The following is a 24486-nucleotide window of genomic DNA, read 5'->3' as shown; positions in this document are numbered from 1 at the left end:
TTAGACAATTTAGTCATAGAAAAATCCTCAATTGATTTCAACTATGAGATATATTTTATAAATATGAGATATATTTTATAAATATAATCCTATAATTTAAATGATTTATACTACTGTAATCTATTACAATTATAAATATCAGAAACAACTATGCTCTTCATAATATCAATCAAAATCTGAGAGCGCGATTTAAAATCAGGAGCTTCTAATAATGCTTGCCTTTCCAAATCGCTGAAAGGTGAAAGCATCGCAAGAGAGTTTACCAATACCTCACTACTAGCTTTTTCAATACTATCCCAGTCAACATCTAAATTATTAGCCAACAAATAATTGTGAAAAACTTCTAATAAAGCAATTCTATCAACCCCATCATTTTCTTCACTAGTAAGATCCGCAACAAATGGAGAGATATAAAAACAACGCCAAGGATTCAATTGATAAGCCTCTTCTAATAAACGGAATCTACAAACTCCTGCTAAAGTCACAATATAGTGACCATCATCTGTTTCTACAAAAGACGTAACACGACCTATACACCCAATTTTAGATAAAGACTCATCACCATTTTTAGGCAAATCACTTAAAGCAGGCTGTACTAAGCCTACTAATCTATCCCCAGCTAATATAGAATCAAGCATAGCAATATAACGATACTCAAAAATACTAAATGAGAATCTACTCCTCGGTAGTAACAACATTCCTAATAGAGGAAAAATAGGCACTAAACACGGAAGATCTTCACGGGTTTTGTATATTTTATTACCAATTTTCATCAATATCACCAATTTGTACTTGCGTTTGAACTTACATAAATATCAAACTTTTTCAATAATAATGAGGCATAATAACACCACCTATATCTATTATTCAAATCTGAATATGATAGACATATGTAGTATAAAAAAACAAGGATTAGAAAAAGTAAAAACTATGTTGAATACAAAGTAAAAAGCTGTAATTTATACCTGTTAAATCAGTTTCTATCATGATAAAATCGCTAAAAAGTGGTTTCCTAAGAAAACACAATTATCACATGGGCAATCTTTCGCCTACCTTATTAATATAAAGTAAGCAGTTTAAAATTGCACGATCTTACGAAAGAATTTTGAAATCATATGCCATCTACACCTTACTACTTAATAGATAAACATAAACTTCTAAAAAATTTAGAAACAGCCAGATATATTCGCGAGAAATCAAGCGCTAAATTACTTCTTGCATTAAAATGCTTCTCCTCATGGGGCATATTTAATACGATAAGTGAATACATGGACGGAACCACCTCTTCATCTCTATACGAAGTTATGCTGGGCAATAAAAATTTTGGTGGAGAATCTCATGCCTATAGTGTAGCTTACAAAGATGTCGAAATAGATGAAGTTTTATCTAACTGTAATAAAATTATTTTTAATACAATTACTCAATTGCATCAGTTTAAGGGAAAAGCTATCAATGCAAAAAAAAGCATAGGATTACGCATAAATCCAGCTGTGTCTTATTCTAATTTCAAACTTGCAGATCCAAATCGTCCTTTTAGCCGTCTAGGAGAATGGGATAAAGATAAAATAAAACAAGAAATAAAAAATATCAATGGATTAATGTTCCATAATAACTGTGAAAATAAATCTTTCCCTATATTCAGCTCAATGTTAGAACATATAGAACAAAAGTTTGGCAATTTTATTTCCCAAGTTGAATGGATTAGCTTGGGCGGAGGAATTCATTTTACAGACAAAGACTATCCAGTAGATGATTTATGTCGACGTCTAAAAGATTTTACAGAGAAATATGACGTCCAAGTATACCTAGAACCAGGAGAGGCTATTGTAACAGGCACCACAAGCCTAGAAGTTACAGTTCTCGACATATCAACCAATACTAAAAACCTGGCAATCGTTGATTCTTCTGTCGAATCTCATATACCAGATTTTTTACTTTATCAACAATCAGCAATAATATCGCCTAATAAAGGCCCCTATACAGCTATGGTATGCGGAAAATCTTGTCTGGCAGGAGATATATTTGGAGAATTCAAATTCGAAAAACCAATAAAAATAGGAGATCGAATATCTTTCGAAGATGTTGCTGGCTATAATATGATTAAAAAGAACTGGTTTAATGGCATAAATATGCCAACAATAGCGGTGAAAAATTTGGACGGAACTATACAAGTAGTGCGCGAATTCTCTTATAATGACTATTACAAAAGCCTTTCTTAAAAAATATAAAATATCTATTACAAATATATGTATAGCAAATACATAATAAACAGGAAAATATAGTATCTTATGAAAAAAAATGTTTTAATTATTGGAGCTGGCGGCGTTGCACAAGTGATAGCTCATAAGTGCGCACAAAATAATGATGTACTTGGAAATATAAATATCGCTTCACGAACACAGGATAAATGTCTGCAGATAGTTGAAAGCATAAAAAGGAAAAAATCATTGAAAATAGCCGGAGATATTAAAACATATCAGCTGGATGCCTTAAAGATTGAAACATTAGTAAAGCTTATAAAAGAAACAAAAACTAATATTATAATAAATGCCGGATCATCTTTCATTAATATGTCGGTATTACGCGCATGTATTAATTCTAATATCGCATATATTGATACAGCTATTCATGAAGAACCCCATAAAATATGTGAAACACCACCTTGGTATCAAAACTATGAATGGAGGTTGCTTGAAGAATGCGATAAAAAATCTATCACCGCCATCCTTGGAGCAGGTTTCGATCCAGGAGTAGTAAATGCTTTCTCACGATTAGCTAAAGATGAATATTTTGATAAAATTACAGATATTGACATAATAGATGTCAACGCCGGGAAACATAACAGATATTTTGCGACAAATTTTGATCCAGAAATAAATTTCCGTGAATTTACTGGAGTTGTATATAGTTGGCAAAAAGGCAAATGGAATGTAAACAAAATGTTTGAAGTTAGCAGAGAATACGACCTTCCCATAGTTGGAAAACAAAAAGTTTACTTGAGTGGACATGACGAAATACACTCTTTATTTAAAAATATGAATGGCGCTGATATAAGGTTCTGGATGGGATTTAGCGACCATTATATTAATGTATTTACAATACTAAAAAATATTGGGCTTTTATCAGAACAGCCAATAAGAACAGCTGAAGGTATAGAGGTCGCTCCTCTAAAAATAGTCAAATCGGCACTGCCAGATCCAGCTTCATTAGCTCCAGAATATAATGGGAAAATATGCATAGGATGCCTTATTAATGGAATAAATAATGGCAAATCTAGAGAAATATTTTTATATAATATATCCGATCATAAAAAAGCATATCAAGAAACAGAAAGCCAAGGGGTATCGTATACCGCTGGCATCCCTCCAGTAGCAGCTGCTATGTTGGTAGCTCAAGGAATTTGGGATGTTGGCAAAATGGTCAATGTCGAAGAGCTTCCTCCCAAACCATTCCTCGCAACCCTTCATAAAATGGGTCTTTCTACGTCAATACGTGAAAATAATAAGGATAAAATATTACAACTCAGCTAAAATCAGGAAAATTAACAGCTTTATTTAATTAATTGATGTTAAAGGAATAGAAAAATATTTAATTTACTATAATACATTAAGTAAATTATTTGTTTTATTTTCAAATATAGTTTTGCTTTTATTATTTTTAAGAATTTTCTTTATTTTGACAAGATTATTTTTTACTAATTTCAAATTGTTTAGAGAAAGATACAATGACTTATGTGGAAAAATTATCTCGTGCAGAAATGTTAACCACTGCTCTGTTTTATGCTGATTCAGGAGTTCATTGGTTATTTGAAAACTCAAACGACAAAGAAAATGAAACTATAATAGTAAATATAGAGAATGAACAAGATAGTTTTGTTAAATCTACTTCAAAATCAATAAATGCCGACTTGAATATAAATGATTCAGTTATAGAAAAGGCTTACTCAATAACCGAATCTGCCACTTCATTACATGAACTCAAGTTATTACTTTCCTCTTTTAATGATTGCAAACTGCTACATACGGCACGTACGACTATTTGCGCCGATCAAGAATACGCAAAAGATGTAATGATTATAGGATATACACCTAGTGATATAGACGACATAAATGGCAAACCATTCTCTGGAAAAACTGGAGATATGTTAAATGAAATTCTCAAGTCTATCAAGATTAATAGAGAAGAAACATGTATCTCAATGATTTCTCCATGGCGCCCCCCTGGAAATAGAAAACTATCAACAATTGAAATAGAAATATGTCGCCCTATTATAATAAAACAAATCGAATTGGCAGCACCTAAAATAATATTACTACTTGGAAAAGATACGAAAAAAATTTTCTTTAAAAAAGATAAAACATATAATAACAATCTTGACAATTATAATAAAATTATAGTCAAAAACAAAGAAATACCAACTATATCTATAGCACACCCTCAAGAAATGATAGAACATACATATTTCAAAAAAGACGCTTGGATCAGTCTGATTGAATTTAAGAAAAAAATAGAATCAATTAAAAAAATATAAGCTCATAAAATAATCACTGATAATGCGATTTATGCATTGCTGATATCTATTAATAGCACTTCCTTTTTATGCTGTTTTTATATATTATATATGAGTATTTATATCTCTTTATTTACCAGTTAAATGATGAGGTTTGAATGTAAGGTTTATTGTAATTTTTTGTCTATTGCAGTGAATAAACATCTTGTATTGTGTGATTTTTGTGGCTTTTAAGGCTATGAAGTATCAGCTATGGTTGAAGCACAGTAACTAGTTATTTTTATGAGCTGTTAGATAGATAAAAGTATAGCAAACCGGTAGACTAATTTGAGATTTCATAAAAAATTTTTATAATAAATTTTATTATTTTTTTTATTGCGCAAAGGACACTTTTCAAGGTGTCCTTATTTTCATAATTAGAGTGTATATTGAATAAGTTATAGTGGCTATCCTGTCATAGTGAAAAGCCATCAACATCACAAAAATAGAAATTAATTTATAATAAATAATTAAAGCGAAAATCCATTACCTAAGTAGAATCTACGTACATCTTCGTTATTAACAATATCATTTACTTCACCATGTGCAAGCACTTTACCTGAATGTATAATATAAGCGCGATTAATCAAATTTAGTGTCTCGTATACATTATGATCTGTTATTAAAACACCAATACCGCGATCAGATAAATCTTTTATAAGACTTTGTATATCAGAAACAGCAACAGGATCTACTCCAGCAAACGGCTCGTCAAGCAATATATAAGAAGGATAACTAATAAGAGAGCGCGCTATTTCCAAACGACGTCTCTGTCCTCCTGATAATAATGGCGATAATAAATGGCGAAATTCTGTAATTTTGAATTCTTCTAATATAGAATCCAATCTTTCAAAACGCTTCTTTTTATCTTTTTCATGCATCTCCAAAACTGCAAGGATATTTTGCTCAACAGTTAATCCACGAAAAATCGATGATTCTTGCGGCAAATAACTAATGCCAAGTCTAGCCCGCCTATACATAGGCAATTTTGTCACATTATTACCATCGATATTAATTGAGCCGCTATCAGAAGAAATCAAACCTGTTATCATATAAAAACAGGTCGTCTTACCCGCACCATTTGGTCCAAGCAAGCCAACAATTTCACCAGGAAAAACATCTAAATCAAAATCTTTTACTATATATGAATCATTAGATTTTTTAGACAAAGAACGAACTGATAGGCATCTTTCTTGATGAATTTTTACCTGTGATACATCATGTTTGCCTAATAATTTAGAAAAAAAAGGTATTATTTTCATAATTGGATATCATCCATTAATTATAAATAGCAAACATTATCTACGTCATATAATATCTAATAATTTCTTAAAATCAAATTTATGATCAATTAAAATCAAAAAGATTCATATAAGCTTTCTATAATAAGCATTATTTTACATCTAAAAAATAAAAAACACATTACTCTGAATTATATAAAATACTCTTTAGCAATTTTATAGCACAGATAATATTTATCCTCATATAATCAGCAAACAATAAGTTTTAATCCCAAAAATCATTTGATGATAAAATATCATCGCTCTAAATATGCATAATGTCTATATTTACAAAAATAACATTCAAATAGAATAGAGATAAATACACAGACCATAATATAAATGTTCATATAATATTAAAAAATAAATTATACAATTAAGACATAAAAAGTTTTACTCGAATGAAATTTTTATTTCATATATTTTAACGCTTTATTACAGCAAATACACCTCCCGAAAAAATTACTGTCTTACCATCATCGCCCATATTAAAAGACTTAGAATAAATTTTAAATTTTGGACTTGTAAAAACCGAATCTTCATTACTAACCAAAGTTGATTTTTTTACATTTATAACAGCAGATTTATAATCAATCTTTGTGTCATCTCGAATTTTCATTGTAAAAGGTTGATTTATATCTAGCAAATTATTGTAAACATCAAATTTTGCAGTATCAGCAATTATATTAATATCCCCATTATAAGCCTTTATAGGAATATTAAGGTTCATACCATGCAAAAAAAGCATATTTTGATTATTAATATTAGCATTAACACTATCTGCAATGATTGAGAATGCTTTCTTATCATTTTTATAATCCAACATGATCAATTTTTGCATGTTAATCTGTCTAGGAATTACATTATCTATAATGTCAAAATCACCTAAAACAGATGTAGAATGAAATCTAACCCAAGAAATAAACAACAACCAAGACAAAATTATAATAGTTATAATAGGCAATGCAATTTTCAAAAATTTCACAATCATTGAATTTTGATATGCCTTTTGCCTTTGTAATAAAATTCTATCTTGATCATAATGATCAAAATTAATCATAAATAATATCGCTCCTATCAAAAAAATAACATTATATCAAATTAAAATTATAACTTGCAAAAAGATCAATTTTATTCCAAAATAGACTGCAATATAAAGATTCCTTACAAACAATACCATATAATCTTGAATATTAAATCAAGAGTATTGATAATTGTTTAGTAATATTAACTCCCTCTGAAAGATGTATCAAAGATGATATCAACTAAATGCAATTTTTTGACGAAATTAAAATTACGGCATACAGTAATTCTATTATTAGCTTTAACGGCTGTCAGCTTTTTATGGAATAATTACGTTGAACCTAGGATGCCATATATAGCAAAAATAGAAATTAATGGTGTGATCGGTGATAATCCAAAATTATTGGAAACTATTGAAAAAGTTGAAAATGACAATGCAGCAAAAGCATTAATAGTTTCCATATACTCAGGAGGAGGAAGTGTTCATGGATCAGAAGAGATATATAATGCTCTTCAAAAAGTTAAAAAAAATAAGCCTGTTATTGCACATGTTAAAGCAATGGCACTTTCTGGAGGATATTTAATTTCTTGTGCCGCCAATGCCATAGTGGCAGCAGGTAGCTCTACGGTTGGATCTATTGGCGCGCTATACGCTGTCCCACAGCTTAAACCATTGCTAGACAAATTAGGAGTATCAATATTTACGGTTAAGTCATCGCCACTCAAAGCAGAGCCTAGCCTTTATACTAATATTAGCAAAGATAGTATACGATTACTTGAAGAAATGGTGGATGAAGCTTATCAATCGTTCGTCCAGATTGTATCAAAATCTAGGAACCTATCATATAAGGAAACTCTGACTTTGGCTGATGGGCGTATTTATAGCGGGAAAAAAGCTAAGAAATTAGGGCTTATTGATGTTATAGGAGGAAATGAAGAGATTTTAAGTATGTTAAGCTCTAAGTGGAAAATTGATAAAAAAGCTCTCAGAATTAAAAATTTAAGCTCTACTCAATCTTATTGGGAACGTTTATCCAATGGTTCTATTATGGGATATATTATGGGAGGTTTGATTCCAAATACAGAAAATGGTTATAGTGGTTTATTAGCGATAAGTCCATATCAGTAATAATTACTACTTTTAATGCAAATAGGATAGAAAAGTAATGATAAAATCTTCTTTAGTAGAAGCAATCGCAAAAAAAAATCCGAATATTAATAGCAAAAATATTGAGCAAATGCTCAATATTTTATTAGAAGAAATTACTAATGCTCTTATATATGGCAGACGCGTTGAGCTACGAGGATTTGGAACTTTTGCCGTAAAAAAACGTATTGCAAGATTAAGAAGATCTCCTTATAATAAGAAGGTTATGCCTATTCAAGAAAAATGGATCCCGTTTTTCAGATCAGGCAAAAATTTAAAAGAACGTCTTAATGAGAATTACAATCCTAAATAAATTTATCTAAAACATCACAATATATTAATATAATTCGCTAATTATGTAGATATTGGTATCTAATTTTAGACAAATAAAATAAATCTTAGTTTCTAAAATTAGTTATAATTAAGATATAAATTAATAAATAAAATAGCAAAACATCCTAAATAATACAGGAAGAAGTAAAGGATAATTTGAAGAGAAAAGACTATAAGCTTATTTTATTCTACTTTCAAAACAGTAGTTTTTCCTATTTATAAAATTTATCAAATGATCAATTTTTATTATAATAATTCTATTGTAATCAATCTAATGTAAACTATTTAGTAATAAAGTAAAATATTATTACACTTATAATCAAAACTATTTTAAATATAGATATGTTTATTATAATAAGTATTTATGAGGTTTAAAGGATGATTGCCTATCGCCATTTTATAGCTTTTTATATCATTGCTTTTTCTCTAATCCTGGATCAAGCTATTAAAATAGCAGTAGAAACCCATCTTAACATACATCAGCCAATTTATATTTTACCTTTTTTTTTCTTGTGCCGTACACATAATACTGGTGTGTCTTTTTCATTTTTTTCTGATGTATCACCTTGGATAATTATGACTATCCGCTTTTTAATAATATCTTTTACTATATTTATGTGGACCAAATATGCAAAAAACAACAATGTGCTAAATATAGGATTTATTCTAATAATATCTGGAGCTTTAGGCAATTTAATGGATCAATGTACATATGGTTATGTAGTAGATTATATAATGATACAAATTCGAGACATATCTTTCCCTATTTTTAATCTTGCAGATACCCTAATATCCATTGGAGCATTTTTAATTATATATAATGAAACAATGACTTCATATGAATGATCAAAAATATTAAACTTATTAGGTTAGAAATCATCCTCTATAAAAAATAATATTAAATAATAGAACTATGCCTATAACATAAGGCATCATGAATTATATCGTATCTATTATATTTTATTTTTCATATACTAAACAAATAAGGCAATTTATTAAGACATGACAAAAGAATATAAATTTCCACCAAAATCATTTGTTGATGTAAAAACAGATAAAACAAAAAAATCCACAACTCCAATGATCAGTCAATATATTGAAATAAAATCTGTAAATCCTGATAGTTTATTATTCTATAGGATGGGAGATTTCTATGAATTATTTTTTGATGATGCTATTGAGGCTTCTCGTTGTCTAGGAATTGCATTAACAAAAAGAGGAAAACACTTAGATCAAGATATTCCTATGTGTGGAGTGCCAGCACATACTTCAGAAGTTTATATTCAGAAACTAATCAAGTCAGGTCATCGAATTGCTATATGTGAACAGATTGAATCTCCTGCAGATGCAAAAAAAAGAGGGAACAAATCATTATTACGTCGCAATGTAGTTAGAATTGTAACACCAGGCACAATAACCGAAGACAACCTTCTTTCTCCAAAATATTCTAATTATCTAATGGCAGTAGCTAGAATTAAAACAGAATGGGCAATTGCTTGGATCGATATATCCACCGGATTTTTTAAAGTATCTAAATCAAATAAAACGAGATTAATTTCAGATATAATGAGGATTAATCCGAGCGAAATTATATTCTCTGAAAAAGAATTATTAAATCCTGAAAATAAATTAATATTTGATACAATAGGAAATTTAGCAATACCACAACCATGCGTTTTCTTTGACAGCATAGTTGCTGAAAATCGTATTGTTAATTATTATGATATAACAACATTAGATTCCTTTGGATCATTTTCTCAACCTGAAAAAACAGCAGCTGCAGCAGCTATTGCTTATATTCAAAAAACACAACTTTTGGAAAAATCGACAATCGGAAAACCTGAACGAGAAGATATGGAATCAACACTATTTATTGATTCTGCTGCTCGTGTTAACTTAGAAATTGTAAATACACTATCCCTTTCTCGCAATAGCTCTTTATTAGAAACTATCAATTATAGCGTAACAGGAGGTGGAGGCAGACTATTTGCTGAAAGAATATCATCTCCTTTAACAGATACTAAACAAATTAATTCCCGCTTTGATTCAATAGATTTTTTTCTTCATAATCCAAAATTGATTGATTCTATACAAAAAATACTAAAATCTGCTCCTGATATAACAAGAGCTCTTTCACGTCTAAAAATAAAACGTAGCGAACCAAGAGATCTTGCAGTCATTCGTGATGGAATAAATTCTGGAACAGACATCCTTAATGTCATGAAAGCAACTGAAATACCATCAGAGTTACGTGAAGCAATTGAAAAATTAAAAAAATTACCTATCTCTCTAGAAAGAGAATTATCATCTATGCTATCTGAAGACTTACCTAATCTAAAACGAGATGGAGGATTTATAAGAGATGGAGCAAATCCAGATTTAGATGAAGCACGATTGCTACGTGACCAGTCTAAGCGTATTATTGCCTCTCTACAATTAAATTATGCCGAAAAAACAAACATTAAAAATCTCAAAATAAAGCACAATAATCATCTAGGGTATTTTATTGAAGTAAATTCAAATAATTCTGTCGCATTAACACAAGATAAAGAATATATACATAGACAAACTATGTCCAATTTAACGCGTTTTACTACAATTGAACTTATTGATTTAGAAAATCGTATTACAAATGCTACAAATAAATCATTATTGATTGAATTAGAGATATTCGAAAATCTATCTAGATCTATAATAGAGAATTCGGAAACACTCAATTCCGCATCGCAATCAATTTCTATAATTGATATATCAGTAGCTTTGGCTAAATTAGCTAAAGAAGAGAATTATTGCCGTCCCATTATTGATGATTCATCAAAATTTATTATAAAAAACGGTCGTCATCCTGTAGTTGAAAAAAAATTAAAACAACAACTATCAAAACCATTTATAGCTAATGATTGTGATCTATCATGTCATAACAATGATAATATTGGAAATCTTTGGCTTCTTACAGGCCCGAATATGGGTGGTAAATCCACATTTTTACGTCAAAATGCAATAATCCTAATTATGGCGCAAATGGGATCTTATGTTCCTGCATGTTTTGCTCACATTGGCATCGTAGATAAATTATTTTCTCGAGTAGGATCTGCTGATGATTTAGCAAGCGGAAGATCTACTTTTATGGTAGAAATGATCGAAACAGCAGCAATTTTAAATCAAGCAACAAACAAATCATTCGTAATTCTAGATGAAATTGGACGAGGAACTTCTACATTAGATGGACTTTCTATAGCATGGGCAACTATAGAACACTTACATGAGATTAATTTTTGTCGTGGCTTATTAGCAACTCATTTTCATGAATTGACAGACTTAGAAAAAAAATTATCAAGATTTCATAATGCTACTCTACAAGTAAAAGAAAACAGCGAAGGAGTATTCTTCCTACATAAAGTTATTCCAGGTATTGCTGATCATTCATATGGGATACAGGTTAGTAAATTGGCAGGACTCCCATATTCGGTAATATCTAGGGCATACGAAATACTAAAAATGCTTGAAGAATTGTATCATAAAAAACCACTAGATAAGCAAATTACTGGTCAAATACAGAAAATAAAAACTAATAAATCAAAAGAAAATGCATCTAAATTTGATATATTAATTCAAAAAATTAAACAATTAGAGCCAAATAAAATAACGCCATTGGAAGCCCTAGAAGCAATTTATTACTTAAAAAAATTAACATCAGATATATAAATAACATGCTAAAAATATCAATTCAGATTTTATAGCATCTCATAATACGCTTATAATAACATCTATGAAATAATCATATAAACGTATTATGAGAATAACTAAAATAGAAAGTATATCTAATATTTACGACGTAGCCACCAACTCAATTTCTTAATAGGAGCAGATACCTTAGAATTAACATCTTTCTCAGCAATCGTCTCAGAAAAAGTTAATCCATCATTAGAGTTTGTAGAATCAATATCAGAATTATCAGGCAAAGATTTTTTATCGTCACTATCAAATAATACAACATCTTGATTTATAAAATTATCATCAACTACATTTTTAACAGGTCCCAAAACATCAGTAGCAGATATATTACAATGATCAACCACAGAACGCCTACGTCTACTACGACGCCTTCTCTTTCTCCTATAATCAGAAGAAGTACCTTCATTCAACTCTTTTGAATCTTGAGAAACTAACTGTTTTTCTGAATTTTCACTTTGCATATCCTCTGATGATCGAGAGCAATTATTTTTTGTCTCACTGCCATCATCTTGAGAAGATCCGATATTTCCATCATTTTGATTCAAATTATTTTCTGAGCCTTGAAATTGCAATGAATCAACTGCAGATCCAATTTTAACTGGAGACTGAACGGGAGATCCTTTTTCAATGTAAAAAAGCTTATTTTCTAGATTAACACCAATTACCAAATTAATTGCAACACCAAATCTATTCTCATATTCAAAGATTGTAGCACGTTTCTGATTTAGCAAATATAAAACAACATCTGAATGCGTATGAACAGTAATATTATAATTCGTAGATTGTAATAAATAATCTTCTATGCTCCTTAAAACACTCAATGATATAGAAGATTGAGAACGTACATACCCAGATCCCTTACAAGTAGCGCAAATTTTTGTAGTGCTTTCTAAAACAGAAGATCTAATACGTTGCCTAGACATTTCCAAAAGTCCAAAATGAGATATAGAACCAACTTGGACACGCGCTCTATCCCTTTTTAAACTCTCCTTTAGCTTCTTTTCGACAGTACGATTATTTATCTTATCTTCCATATCTATAAAATCAACAACTATTAAACCCGCTAAATCACGCAAACGAAGCTGACGTGCAATTTCTTCAGCTGCTTCTAAGTTGGTTTGAAGAGCAGTATCTTCTATAGAACATTCTCGTGTTGAACGACCTGAATTAACATCGATAGCAACAAGTGCTTCGGTCTGATTAATAATAATATATCCTTTAGATGGTAGTGTAACCTCTGCTTGATGCAAACAATCTAATTGAGCTTCAATACCAGAACGGAAGAAGATTGGATGTACTCCATAATATTGCTGAACTATCTTAGTAGAACTAGGCATTAATAGTTTCATGAAAGCCTTTGCCTCAAGGTATCCTTTTTCACCAGAAACAATAATTTCGGATATATCTTTGCCATAAAGATCTCTAATTGATCTCTTAATTAAACTTCCCTCTTCATAAACCAAATGAGGAGCAACAGAATTTAATGCAAGATCACGCATATTATCCCAAAGACGCATCAAATACTCAAAATCACGTTTTATTTCAATTTTAGAACGAGATGCGCCAGCTGTACGCAAAATCACACCCATTCCCGAAGGAACTTCAAGATCACGCGCAATTTCTTTTAGATGTTTTCTGTCAACAGGATTCTTTATTTTCCTCGAAATAGTCTCTCCTCGAGATGTATTAGGCATTAATACAGAATATCTTCCAGCCAAAGATAAATATGTAGTAACAGCAGCACCTTTATTACCACGCTCTTCTTTAACAATTTGAACTAATATAATCTGGCGATTTTTTATAACTTCCTGAATACAATACTGTCTTCGCAATTTATTGGGTTCATTATTGAAAGAATCATTTTTAATCTCTTCACGATCAGATATCGTATTATTATTTAAATTTTCACTTGTAGTTTCATCTTCTATAGATAAATCAACAGTCATAGATTCAGCTTCTATTTGTTCATTTACAGAATTATTTAACACATCAGTTTCTGAGACATCATTTTCAATAATATCAGAATTTTCATGAACCTCATTCGAAACCTTTGAGGCAAACTGACGATCCGAAAAGGGTATTTGATAATAATCTGGATGAATCTCAGGAAAAGGCAAGAATCCATGACGGTTCCCTCCATAATCCACAAAAGCTGCTTGTAAAGAAGGTTCAACACGTGTAACCTTCGCTAGGTAAATATTTCCTTTGATTTGTTTCTTATGTTCAGATTCAAAATCAATCTCTTCAACGCGATTATCTCGCAAGACAACAACGCGTATTTCCTCAGTATGCGAAGCATCAATAAGCATCTTATTTGCCATTACTTCTCTCTCCCCAGCTTCAATCTTTGGTAATCTGTATCAGTAAAAAATCCAGAAAAACAAGATTGACAGCACTTGATGATAAAAATACGTAGATCCCAGATACGCACTTAGCGTAAAACTCAAGTCATCCATATCCGAATGAACCATATAACTCAAACAACTTTCATGCGACATGAGATAAACTAACTTATAACTATATCCAAAGACATCATTTATTAGATATCCGGCGAAAATTATCCTAATCAACTAATAAAAATAGAAGATAGAAAAAACAATAAAAAAACAGATTTCAGGTTAAAATCAATGTTCTCAGACATTATGATCCAAGATAAACCTTAACTTTAACAATAACGCATTACCGCATAAATTGACTAAAAAGAAAAAGCTAGCCAATCATTATTAATCTCTGTGTAGCAATATATCAATATGAAAAAAGCTTCTAGTCGAATATCAACAATTTAATAATAAACCAATTTTATCATATACAGTAACACTGTATAAATTAAACAATGATAATATATTTAGCAATATAGCTGTAATTATATTTATAATCTAAAAATAATTGTCTAATATTGTATTATGTACGGGAAAAGCTTGCGTTTTTCTCAAAAATCAAGCATATGAGATTATATTAAGATGTCTTATGCTTTTTTTACAAATGTGACTTTTGATTGTAAATAAAGATCATAATTTTTTTGTCAACATCAAAGAGTTTCTGATGTATCCTCGTATAGTTAGCTTAACTGGATATTTTTTCGGTTTTATCACTTATTCATTTCTAGGTGTAGTGTTAGGAATCAGCATTTATATAGCTAAAATTTCTCAGAATCTTCCTGATTATGCAGTCTTAAATTCTTATTCTCCTCCTGTAACCACCAGAATACATGCAGGGAATGGAGCTCTTATAGCAGAATATGCAAAAGAAAATCGATTGTTTTCACCTATCGAAACAATTCCAGCTCACGTCAAATATGCATTTGTTTCTGCAGAAGATAAAAATTTTTATTACCATTCAGGCGTTGATATATTTGGAATTATTCGTGCATCAATACATAATTTAAGAAATATTGGGAAAGGAAGGCGTCCTGAAGGAGCGTCAACCATAACACAGCAAGTAGCTAAAAATTTTCTTTTAAGCTCGAATCAAACAATAGATCGTAAAATCAAGGAAATACTTTTATCTTTCCGCCTCGAAAAAGCTTATAATAAAGAGAAAATATTAGAATTTTATCTAAATGAAATTTTTTTCGGATTCAATTCATACGGAATAGCAGGTGCAGCTTTGACTTACTTTAATAAGTCAGTAAGCGATCTAACAATAGAAGAAGCTGCCTATCTAGCTGCTCTTCCTAAAGGTCCAAGCAATTATAATCCTTTTACAAGAACCGCAGCTGCAGTTTCTAGACGAAATTGGGTTATAGATCGTATGGCAGAAAACGAATATATTACTAATGCACAAGCCGCTATTGCTAAAAGCAAAGAACTAAAAGTAGTCAATAAAAATAATAGAATTCATCTAATTGGCACTGAATATTTTGCAGACGAAGTAAAACGTAAGCTAGTTGGATTTTATGGAGAAAAAGCACTTTACGAAGACGGATTATCAGTGCGCACATCTCTTAACCCTGAATTACAATCATATGCAAGACTAGCCATGCAAAATGGATTGGTGAATTATGACCAAAAATGGGGATTCCGTGGGCCAATAACGCATATAAGTCTGAAAAACTGGGAAAGTTCCCTATCATCAATGCCACTATTATATGATGTACCTGAATGGAATATTGCTGTTGTTTTAGAAGTTTCTAATTCTAATGTAACAATTGGTATTCGCCCATCAGCAAATATAAATAGTAAAATGAATTCTGAGAATCAAAAAAACATTATCCCAGCAGATTATATGCGTTGGGCTTATAATTCTTTACCAGAAGATAAAAAAATCGAACCAGAGCCAAGCCTTATTCTATCACCTGGCGACGTAATTTATGTAGAGAAAGATGAAGAAGGATGGAGATTACGTCAAATTCCAAAGGTTCAAGGCGGATTAGTCGCAATGGATCCTCGAACTGGTAGAATACTTGCAAATATAGGTGGCTTTTCTCATTCACAATCAGAATTTAACCGCACTACCCAAGCAATGCGCCAACCGGGATCTTGTTTTAAACCAATTGTCTATGCTGCGGCATTAGATAGCGGATATACTCCTGCATCATTAATTATGGACGCTCCGATAGAAATTGTTAACAAAGCTGGACAAATATGGAAGCCGGAAAACTCTAACAAAACATTTTCTGGCCCCTCTACTTTACGTTTTGGGCTAGAAAAATCTCGTAATCTTATGACAGTACGACTAGCTCATCACATGGGAATGAGCGTTTTAGCTGAATACGCAGAAAACTTTGGCATTTATGATAAAATGCGCACTAATTCAGCAATGTCATTAGGAGCTGGAGAAACAACTGTGCTTCGTATGGTTTCAGCTTATGCAGTTTTTGCAAATGGAGGAAAACAAATCAAACCATCGTTTATAGACCGTATTCAAGATAGATTTGGGAAAACCATATTCAATCAAGAAAAACGCATTTGTGAAGATTGTAATTACCTAAATTGGAATGGACAGGATGAACCAGAAATAATTGATAAACGAGAACAAGTATTGGATCCTATGACAGCTTATCAAATAAATTCTATGTTAGAAGGAGTTATTAAAAACGGCACTGCAGCTGGCAAAATAAAAATCAATCGTCCTATTGCAGGGAAATCTGGAACAACCAGCAATCGTAGAGATACTTGGTTCATAGGATATACTCCGACACTTGTAACTGGAATATACATTGGATATGACATACCAGCTACTTTGGATGCAAGTGGTGGAAGTCTTGCAGCTCCTATATTTAATAATTTTATGAAAAATGCGCTTAAAAACACTCCTACTTCACGTTTTATAATACCAAAAGGGATGAGGCTTATTCCTATAAATAAACGCTCAGGAATGTTAGCAAAAAAAGGAGATATAGATACAATTATCGAAGCTTTTAAACCTGGAACTGGACCACTTACAGAATATACTGTCATTGATGATACTGACAACACTTCTTCTGAAGAAATATTAAGAAGATCGCCTCAAGCTGATCAAGCAATTCATTCTAAATCCGGAGGATTATACTAAATCTATCCATAACGTTGTTAATAAATAAATCATTGAAAATTTATTTGTTTAAGAAGGAATTAAACAATGCCTCCATTAAATAATGAAACGCAAAATACTATTAACGAGATAAAAAAAGCTATTCAACTGCTAAGGAGGTCTCTTTAACTGGGATGATGCTATCAAAAGATTGAATTTTCTAAATTATGAGGCAGAAAATTCAAATATATGGGAAGATGCTGACAAAGCTACATCACTAATGCGAGAACGTCAGCATCTTGAAGATGCGATCACTGATATTAAAGAATTACAAAATAAACTTTGTGATAACATAACACTATTAGAACTTTCTATAGAATCAGATGATATTGCAACATTTCAAGAGGCAATAGATAACTTAGAAAAACTCAAATTAGATGCAGAATGCAAACAATTTGAAACTCTACTTTCTGGTGAGGCAGATTCTAATGATTCCTATCTTGAAGTACACTCTGGTGCAGGAGGAACTGAAAGCCAAGATTGGGCGAACATGCTGTTACGGATGTATATTAGATGGGCTGAAAGAAGAAATTTTAAAACAGAAATACTAGAATTACATGATGGAGAAGAAGCAGGGATAAAATCAGCTACCTTACTAATCAAAGGACATAATGCTTACGGCTGGCTTAAAACAGAAACAGGAGTTCATAGGCTAGTAAGAATATCTCCTTATGATAGCAATTCCCGCAGACATACATCATTTTCTTCAATTTGGGTTTATCCAGTTGTAGATGAATCAATTAAAATAGAATTGAATGAGGGAGAATGTCGAATTGATACATATAGAGCTTCAGGAGCTGGAGGTCAGCACGTCAATACGACAGACTCAGCGGTGCGTATTACTCACATACCAACAGGTATAGTTGTGCAATGCCAACAAGAACGCTCTCAACATAAAAATAAGGCAAAAGCTTGGAATATGTTAAGAGCTAAACTTTATGAGTTAGAACTAAAAAAACGTGAGGAAATGACTAATCTAGAGGAAACTCCTAAAACAGAAATTGGATGGGGAAGACAAATTAGGTCATATGTTTTACAGCCATATCAAATGGTAAAGGATTTACGCACAAATATAGAGAAAAGTTCCCCTACAGATGTTCTTGATGGCAATTTAGATGATTTTATGAAAGCAGCACTCGCAATAAAAAAATAAATTAGTAACTATCAAACAGGGAATTGTTCAGCCATAATTCTATCTGACCAGGATCTATTAGGATCAGATAAAATACGTATGGTCGCATCAGTAAACTGAGATACTTGTATTCGTGAAATATATTCAAACCTAGTATGATCAGCAGTAGCACTAACAGGACGAGATTTAGCATCTAAAACATGTACTTCTACGATAACATTATTTGGAAGGAGAGCTCCTCTCCAACGACGCGGGCTAAAAGGACTTACAGGAGTAAGAGCTAAAAGTGGAGAATCTAAAGGCAAAATCGGTCCGTATGCGGACAAATTATAAGCAGTTGAACCAACTGGTGTAGAAACAATTAAGCCATCACAAACAAGCTCATGCAATCTAACTTGATTATCAATTATAACTTTTAATTTTGCCGCTTGAAAAGATTGACGAAGTAAAGATACTTCGTTGATCGCAAAAATCTCCGCATTTACAGAATCTTTTTCAAAAACAACCATCCTTAAAGGATGAAAAATATGTTCTACCGAAGAAGCAAGACGATCTAGTAAATTATATTCACAATACTCGTTCATAAGAAATCCAACAGAGCCACAATTCATACCATATACGGGCTTTCCATGATCTATTGATTTATAGAGGTTATGGAGCATAAAACCATCACCTCCAAACACAACAATAACATCTGCTTCTTCAGGAGTACTGTCTCCGTATATATCAACAAACTTAATATACGCATCCTTTGCCTTTAAAGCATCAGATGCCTCAAAATGTATTTTTTGTATTTTTGCAGTCACAACATATATCTCAAGAGTTTCCTAAAAGGACAAATTCTTTTTAATAATAAGCTAAATAAAATAAAATAGCAAAAAATAACAGGTATACAAACATAGAAATATGCATACTATAAACTATCATAGAAACTTATTTACATTTTTATTAATAAATACATTCAATATATAACCATAAATTCGTTCAATTAAGTCTTAATATTATGAATAAATACGCTAATGTTACGCTAAATAATTAATATATGAATATATTTTCATTTCTTATATAAATTAATCTAAAAATTAGCTGATAAATCGATCATATAATGTAGTATTACTATCAAAAATACAGGAATTAAAATCAACATGATATTAATAATTAACACATATGTACACTATACATTACACCATGCATATAATCTAAATAAAATTTGCAAATTTTATCAATATTAACCAAGACTGACGAAAAATCTTAAATAGCACCATAAATATGAAATTAACAGGCATAGTATATCTTCTATAGGATATTATAAATAAATATTATTAAATGATGCAGTAAAATATCAATATCAATAATTAAATGTAATCACCTAAGAATCAATTTTATTATTATTTATTTTTTTATTAATACGTCCAATACAAAAATCAACAACTTCCAAAAAAGATTCTTTCCAATAGCTATCCGGCAAACACTTGATAGCATCTTTGGCTTTTTTACCATAATAATGTGCTAATGATTCTGTCTCTACTAATGCATTACTATTTTTTATTAAGCATAGAGCCTTTTCCAAAGTATCAGCTTCCATTTTGCCCTCACTAACGGACGATATCCAAAAATCTTTTTCTTGACTTGTGCCTCTCTGAAAAGCAATTAAAACTGGCAAAGTAATCTTCCCATTACGGAAGTCATCACCAATATTTTTACCCATCTCATCAATATTACCACTGTAATCTAGAACATCATCAACAAGCTGAAATGCAACACCAAGGTTCATTCCATATAACCTAAGTGCTTTTTGAATAGAAATATCTGCTCCTGAAATCAAAGAAGCTATTTCTAATGCCGCAGCGAATAATATGGCTGTTTTAGATTTTACAACCTGTAGATAATCTTCCTTTGTAACATGAAGATTCTTAGACATAGATAACTGTTGCAACTCCCCTTCTGAGAGAGTGCAGGCAACTAATGAAAGAGCTTCCAGAGCTTGCTGAGATTCTGTTTCTATTACCATACGGAATGCCTGACTCAACAAGAAATCTCCGACTAGAACGCTTGCCTGATTACCCCAAACTAATCGTGCAGCAACTTTACCTCTTCTTAATTGACCGTCATCTATAACGTCATCGTGTAACAAGGTAGCTGTATGAATAAATTCAATTGCAGAAGCCAGTACTACATGTTTATTGCCATCATATTTAAGCATTGAAGAAGCTGCCAATGTTAACATAGGCCTTAGCCTTTTCCCTCCAGCAAAAATGAGGTATTTTGCAATATCTGGAATAATTCCAACATTTGAATACAGCCTATCAACAATAAGGGCATTAACTTGTTTCATTTCATTGGAAGTAATTTCTTCTAACATTTTCATGTGTAATTCCCTATCCTATCTTTAAAGTAGTGATTGCAATTAAAACTGCTATCAGGAATGTTATGCATACAATTATATTGTATATAATTGAAGATTCATATTTAATAAAAAAAATATTTTTATAAGCAACCCCTCTATTAAACTCATCTTAAAGAGATAATGAATAGAAAATGGAAGAAGAAACAATAGACGCTTTTCATCAAGGCAAGTTCTATTTAGTACAGCCTTTGACTAAAGGACACCGATCTGGTATGGATGCAATGATTTTAGCATCACTAGTTAACGCCAAAGGATCATTTAACTTAGCAGATCTAGGAGCAGGTGCAGGAGCAGCAGGTCTTGCGGTTGCATCTAGATTAGATGAAGCACAAATTCTACTAGTTGAACGTTCACAATTAATGGTAAATTATGCACGTAAAACTCTAGCACTGCCTGCTAATGCAAAAATTTCAAATCGAGTTTCTATAATAGAAATAGATGTTACTTTAAATGGAGAAAATCGCAGTCTAGTTGGTTTAAAAAATAATTTTTATGATCATGTGATTATGAACCCACCTTTTAACGAGAGAGTAGGAAGCCTTACGCCAGATAAAATAAAAGAAGAAGCACATGTGATGTTAGAAGATTCTTTCGAAAAATGGATACGTACCGCTTGCGCTATAATGAAGCCTAACGGGCAGTTATCATTAATTGCAAGACCTCAATCATTAGGAATGATTTTAAACGCATGTGCAAGAAGAATTGGTGCACTGGAAATAATATCACTATATCCCAGGGAAGGAGAATGTGCCTCACGTATCCTAGTTACAGGACTTAAGGGAATGCGCGGCAGATTAATCTTGCGTCCTCCTATATTCCTTCATGAAAAAAATGGCCAATCTTATTCAATCTTTGTTAATGATCTTATTAATGGAATATCAACCTTAAGCCGACTAAGAAAATAGGCTAAGTCAATTTATGAAAAATTTAACCCAAGTAAATTAATAATATAATTTTATTTTTTAATTTAAAACATGGAATATGATATATAAAATTAGCCATGTGAATAGATAAAATTAAATATCCTTATATACAATGCAATATCAATGAATATTAGTTTATGCATTAATGATCAATCTAATGTAATAAATACATAGGCATTTATTTCAAATAATAAAAGAAAATCATATAAAGTTAAGATAATATGTTACATTAGCAATAGTATAAAGCACTTCTATCCTATATTAGGAATCTATGAAACTAATTATAAACCTGAAAATATTTTGCAAAAACGTATTTAATGAAAGGTATTTATATTGAAACCAGTTAATGACAAAAAAGATAACCTGTCCTTTCAAGATATAATATTAATTTTGACGAAATATTGGTCAGAACAGGGTTGCACTATTTTACAGCCTTACGATATGGAAGTGGGAGCAGGAACCTTTCATCCATCAACAACTTTGCGCACACTAGGTCCACGCCCTTGGAGCGTGGCGTATGTTCAGCCTTCGCGTAGACCATCAGATGGTCGTTATGCTCAGAATCCAAACCGTTTACAACACTATTATCAATTTCAGGTTATAATAAAGCCTAATCCGCCTAATTTACAACAATTGTATATAGAATCTCTTAAAGCCATCGGCATAAATCCACTGCTTCATGATATTCGTTTTGTTGAAGATAACTGGGAAAGTCCAACCCTCGGAGCTTGGGGACTAGGATGGGAATGTTGGTGCGATGGAATGGAAATATCTCAATTCACATATTTCCAACAAGTCTGCGGCATAGAATGTTCTCCAATATCTGGAGAAATAACTTATGGCCTAGAAAGGCTTGCTATGTATGTTCAAAACGTCAACAATGTATATAATATCATTTTTAATGAAGCTGCAGGAAAAAAAATTCTCTACAGAGACATCTTTTATCAATCTGAACAAGAGTATTCAAGATATAATTTTGAATATGCAAATACAAAAGTTTTACACAGTCATTTTATTGACCATGAAAAGGAATGTTTGGATATATTAGATGCAGGTTCTTCTAATAATCATCAAAATTATCATTCATGTGTTTTTCCTGCATATGATCAATGTATCAAAGCTTCTCATATATTTAATCTTTTAGACGCAAGAGGAGCAATATCTACAACCGAACGACAACGATATATACTTCGAATTAGAGCTTTGGCTAAAGCATGTGGGGAAGCGTTTCTCACAACAGATAGCGGAGCTCTATAAATAATAATTAAAATAGTAAATATGATAATATAGTAACATTTATAAAGATATCTTATAATTTTTAAAAAACACCTTTAATCACCGAACTAAGTAAATAGCAAAGGAAGTAATTTATGTCAAAACTATCTTTTCACATAGTAAAGGTTACTCCTTTCAGGCAAAATTGTACATTTTTATTTGATGAAGAAAGCTTGGAAGCAGTTGTTGTTGATCCTGGAGGTGATCTTGATATTATAAAAGATGTTATTAAATCACGCAATTTTCGTGTGAAACAGATTTGGATTACTCATGGACATATAGATCACGCAGGCGGAGCTGCTCAATTAAGAGAAGATTTGTCTTTAAAGATCATGGGACCTCATATAGATGACCTTTACATGATGGCACAATTAGAAAAACAAGCAGAATTATTATCTATTAAAATGGAAGCACGTAGCCTTTCATCAGATCAATGGTTGAATGATGGTGATACTATTACTTTAGGGAAACATATTTTCAAGGTCTTTCATTGTCCAGGACATTCCCCTGGTCATGTGATCTACGTAAATTTTCAAAATAATATTGCACACTTAGGAGATGTACTATTTAGAGGAGCTATTGGAAGAACTGATATTATAGGAGGCGACTATCAAAAATTAATAGAAACAATAAAAAACAAGGTAATTACTCTAGGAGATGAAATGGCATTTGTTTGCGGACACGGACATACCAGCAATATAGGAATAGAAAGACGCACGAATCCTTTTTTAATAGGAAAAATTTAATATAATTAATAGAAATACAATGTAAAATGTTCAAGTAATAGATATTATAAAACAATTAACAGTCAGTTTATATGTAATTAATAATCAAAGCATTGCTTTTGCAGATAGTGTGTTTCGAAATAGAATTCATGATGTAATGTAATAAATATAACATCCTTTTCTATAATAAGGTAGTAGCATATATCGATAATCTAAGCATCCGTAGCTCAGCTGGATAGAGTATTGGATTCCGATTCCAAGGGTCACAGGTTCGAATCCTGTCGGGTGCACCATCAAAATTATAAATCATTTGTTTTAATTTGTTTTTTATAAAGATAGTATCGCATTTTAAAAGATAATACCAATCTGAAAATTTACGGCACCTCAATAATTCAATTTAGAATTTTATTTTTCCCCGCAATCTTTTAAATCTATGGATCGTATTA

Annotated in this window: 18 protein-coding genes and 1 tRNA gene; 13 read left to right on the top strand and 6 right to left on the bottom strand. The window is 31.3% G+C overall.

Annotated elements, in window-relative coordinates:
- Nucleotides 1-110: 110 nt before the first annotated feature.
- Complete coding sequence (locus tag LAM_RS01080; RefSeq protein WP_007556700.1) at nucleotides 111-773, bottom strand: LON peptidase substrate-binding domain-containing protein; 663 nt, start codon at nucleotides 771-773, stop codon at nucleotides 111-113.
- Between the two features lie 342 nt (nucleotides 774-1115).
- Between LAM_RS01080 and nspC the strand changes: the two genes are divergently transcribed.
- From nspC to LAM_RS01065, 3 genes are all read left to right on the top strand, one after another.
- A complete protein-coding gene (nspC, locus tag LAM_RS01075; RefSeq protein WP_007556701.1) occupies nucleotides 1116-2219 on the top strand; it encodes a carboxynorspermidine decarboxylase in 1104 nt (367 codons plus the stop codon).
- Between the two features lie 69 nt (nucleotides 2220-2288).
- The gene (locus LAM_RS01070) at nucleotides 2289-3530 is read left to right on the top strand and encodes a saccharopine dehydrogenase family protein (protein WP_007556702.1); all 1242 of its coding nucleotides are present in this window, start codon (nucleotides 2289-2291) and stop codon (nucleotides 3528-3530) included.
- Between the two features lie 194 nt (nucleotides 3531-3724).
- Nucleotides 3725-4531, top strand: coding sequence for a uracil-DNA glycosylase (locus tag LAM_RS01065; RefSeq protein ID WP_007556703.1), 807 nt, complete (start codon nucleotides 3725-3727; stop codon nucleotides 4529-4531).
- A gap of 488 nt (nucleotides 4532-5019) precedes the next feature.
- Here LAM_RS01065 and lptB read toward each other — a convergent pair whose 3' ends face one another.
- Nucleotides 5020-5811 carry an LPS export ABC transporter ATP-binding protein gene (lptB, locus tag LAM_RS01060; protein WP_007556704.1) on the bottom strand — a complete coding sequence of 264 codons (792 nt, stop codon included), beginning with the start codon at nucleotides 5809-5811 and terminating at the stop codon, nucleotides 5020-5022.
- A 442-nt stretch (nucleotides 5812-6253) separates the two neighbouring features.
- Nucleotides 6254-6889: a hypothetical protein gene (locus LAM_RS01055; RefSeq protein ID WP_007556705.1), complete on the bottom strand. Its 636-nt coding sequence runs from the start codon at nucleotides 6887-6889 to the stop codon at nucleotides 6254-6256.
- A 195-nt stretch (nucleotides 6890-7084) separates the two neighbouring features.
- On the opposite strand from LAM_RS01055, the gene sppA reads away from it, so the two are divergent.
- From sppA to mutS, 4 genes are all read left to right on the top strand, one after another.
- On the top strand, nucleotides 7085-7981 hold the full coding sequence (sppA, locus tag LAM_RS01050; RefSeq protein ID WP_007556706.1) for a signal peptide peptidase SppA: 897 nt from the start codon (nucleotides 7085-7087) through the stop codon (nucleotides 7979-7981).
- Between the two features lie 37 nt (nucleotides 7982-8018).
- Nucleotides 8019-8312, top strand: coding sequence for an HU family DNA-binding protein (locus LAM_RS01045; RefSeq protein ID WP_007556707.1), 294 nt, complete (start codon nucleotides 8019-8021; stop codon nucleotides 8310-8312).
- Nucleotides 8313-8710: 398 nt separating this feature from the next.
- Nucleotides 8711-9178, top strand: a complete 468-nt coding sequence (gene lspA / locus LAM_RS01040) for a signal peptidase II (RefSeq protein ID WP_007556708.1) — start codon at nucleotides 8711-8713, stop codon at nucleotides 9176-9178.
- A gap of 156 nt (nucleotides 9179-9334) precedes the next feature.
- Nucleotides 9335-12037: a DNA mismatch repair protein MutS gene (mutS, locus tag LAM_RS01035; RefSeq protein WP_007556709.1), complete on the top strand. Its 2703-nt coding sequence runs from the start codon at nucleotides 9335-9337 to the stop codon at nucleotides 12035-12037.
- 116 nt (nucleotides 12038-12153) lie between these two features.
- Here the strand turns inward: mutS and LAM_RS01030 are convergent, their stop codons facing one another.
- Nucleotides 12154-14376 carry an Rne/Rng family ribonuclease gene (locus tag LAM_RS01030; RefSeq protein ID WP_425277101.1) on the bottom strand — a complete coding sequence of 741 codons (2223 nt, stop codon included), beginning with the start codon at nucleotides 14374-14376 and terminating at the stop codon, nucleotides 12154-12156.
- A 745-nt stretch (nucleotides 14377-15121) separates the two neighbouring features.
- On the opposite strand from LAM_RS01030, the gene LAM_RS01025 reads away from it, so the two are divergent.
- Nucleotides 15122-17560 (top strand): penicillin-binding protein 1A, encoded by a 2439-nt coding sequence (locus LAM_RS01025; RefSeq protein ID WP_040055828.1) that lies wholly within the window; start codon nucleotides 15122-15124, stop codon nucleotides 17558-17560.
- 66 nt (nucleotides 17561-17626) lie between these two features.
- A protein-coding gene (gene prfB / locus LAM_RS01020; protein WP_144079395.1) for a peptide chain release factor 2 occupies nucleotides 17627-18731 on the top strand; the annotation gives its coding sequence in 2 pieces (ribosomal slippage) (nucleotides 17627-17704 and nucleotides 17706-18731; 1104 coding nt in all).
- Nucleotides 18732-18742: 11 nt separating this feature from the next.
- On the opposite strand, the gene LAM_RS01015 is transcribed toward prfB, so the two are convergent.
- Nucleotides 18743-19516, bottom strand: coding sequence for an NAD kinase (locus LAM_RS01015; RefSeq protein ID WP_007556713.1), 774 nt, complete (start codon nucleotides 19514-19516; stop codon nucleotides 18743-18745).
- A 563-nt stretch (nucleotides 19517-20079) separates the two neighbouring features.
- Nucleotides 20080-21078, bottom strand: coding sequence for a polyprenyl synthetase family protein (locus LAM_RS01010; RefSeq protein ID WP_007556714.1), 999 nt, complete (start codon nucleotides 21076-21078; stop codon nucleotides 20080-20082).
- Nucleotides 21079-21248: 170 nt separating this feature from the next.
- On the opposite strand from LAM_RS01010, the gene LAM_RS01005 reads away from it, so the two are divergent.
- From LAM_RS01005 to LAM_RS00990, 4 genes are all read left to right on the top strand, one after another.
- Nucleotides 21249-22022, top strand: coding sequence for a tRNA1(Val) (adenine(37)-N6)-methyltransferase (locus LAM_RS01005; RefSeq protein ID WP_007556715.1), 774 nt, complete (start codon nucleotides 21249-21251; stop codon nucleotides 22020-22022).
- Nucleotides 22023-22373: 351 nt separating this feature from the next.
- A complete protein-coding gene (locus LAM_RS01000; RefSeq protein ID WP_007556716.1) occupies nucleotides 22374-23297 on the top strand; it encodes a glycine--tRNA ligase subunit alpha in 924 nt (307 codons plus the stop codon).
- Nucleotides 23298-23410: 113 nt separating this feature from the next.
- On the top strand, nucleotides 23411-24061 hold the full coding sequence (locus LAM_RS00995) for an MBL fold metallo-hydrolase (protein ID WP_007556717.1): 651 nt from the start codon (nucleotides 23411-23413) through the stop codon (nucleotides 24059-24061).
- A gap of 195 nt (nucleotides 24062-24256) precedes the next feature.
- A tRNA-Arg gene (locus LAM_RS00990) sits at nucleotides 24257-24333 on the top strand.
- Nucleotides 24334-24486: the final 153 nt, after the last annotated feature.

It is taken from the genome of Candidatus Liberibacter americanus str. Sao Paulo, from assembly GCF_000496595.1.
Classification (GTDB): domain Bacteria; phylum Pseudomonadota; class Alphaproteobacteria; order Rhizobiales; family Rhizobiaceae; genus Liberibacter; species Liberibacter americanus.
This window is presented reverse-complemented; position numbering and strand designations above follow the sequence as displayed.

Excerpts from the sequence above, each read along its gene's own strand:
- LAM_RS01080 (WP_007556700.1), bottom strand. The coding sequence starts at position 773 with ATGAAAATTGGTAATAAAATATACAAAACCCGTGAAGATCTTCCGTGT.
- nspC (WP_007556701.1), top strand. The coding sequence starts at position 1,116 with ATGCCATCTACACCTTACTACTTAATAGATAAACATAAACTTCTAAAA.
- LAM_RS01070 (WP_007556702.1), top strand. The coding sequence starts at position 2,289 with ATGAAAAAAAATGTTTTAATTATTGGAGCTGGCGGCGTTGCACAAGTG.
- LAM_RS01065 (WP_007556703.1), top strand. The coding sequence starts at position 3,725 with ATGACTTATGTGGAAAAATTATCTCGTGCAGAAATGTTAACCACTGCT.
- lptB (WP_007556704.1), bottom strand. The coding sequence starts at position 5,811 with ATGAAAATAATACCTTTTTTTTCTAAATTATTAGGCAAACATGATGTA.
- LAM_RS01055 (WP_007556705.1), bottom strand. The coding sequence starts at position 6,889 with ATGATTAATTTTGATCATTATGATCAAGATAGAATTTTATTACAAAGG.
- sppA (WP_007556706.1), top strand. The coding sequence starts at position 7,085 with ATGATATCAACTAAATGCAATTTTTTGACGAAATTAAAATTACGGCAT.
- LAM_RS01045 (WP_007556707.1), top strand. The coding sequence starts at position 8,019 with ATGATAAAATCTTCTTTAGTAGAAGCAATCGCAAAAAAAAATCCGAAT.
- lspA (WP_007556708.1), top strand. The coding sequence starts at position 8,711 with ATGATTGCCTATCGCCATTTTATAGCTTTTTATATCATTGCTTTTTCT.
- mutS (WP_007556709.1), top strand. The coding sequence starts at position 9,335 with ATGACAAAAGAATATAAATTTCCACCAAAATCATTTGTTGATGTAAAA.
- LAM_RS01030 (WP_425277101.1), bottom strand. The coding sequence starts at position 14,376 with ATGCTTATTGATGCTTCGCATACTGAGGAAATACGCGTTGTTGTCTTG.
- LAM_RS01010 (WP_007556714.1), bottom strand. The coding sequence starts at position 21,078 with ATGAAAATGTTAGAAGAAATTACTTCCAATGAAATGAAACAAGTTAAT.
- LAM_RS01005 (WP_007556715.1), top strand. The coding sequence starts at position 21,249 with ATGGAAGAAGAAACAATAGACGCTTTTCATCAAGGCAAGTTCTATTTA.
- LAM_RS00995 (WP_007556717.1), top strand. The coding sequence starts at position 23,411 with ATGTCAAAACTATCTTTTCACATAGTAAAGGTTACTCCTTTCAGGCAA.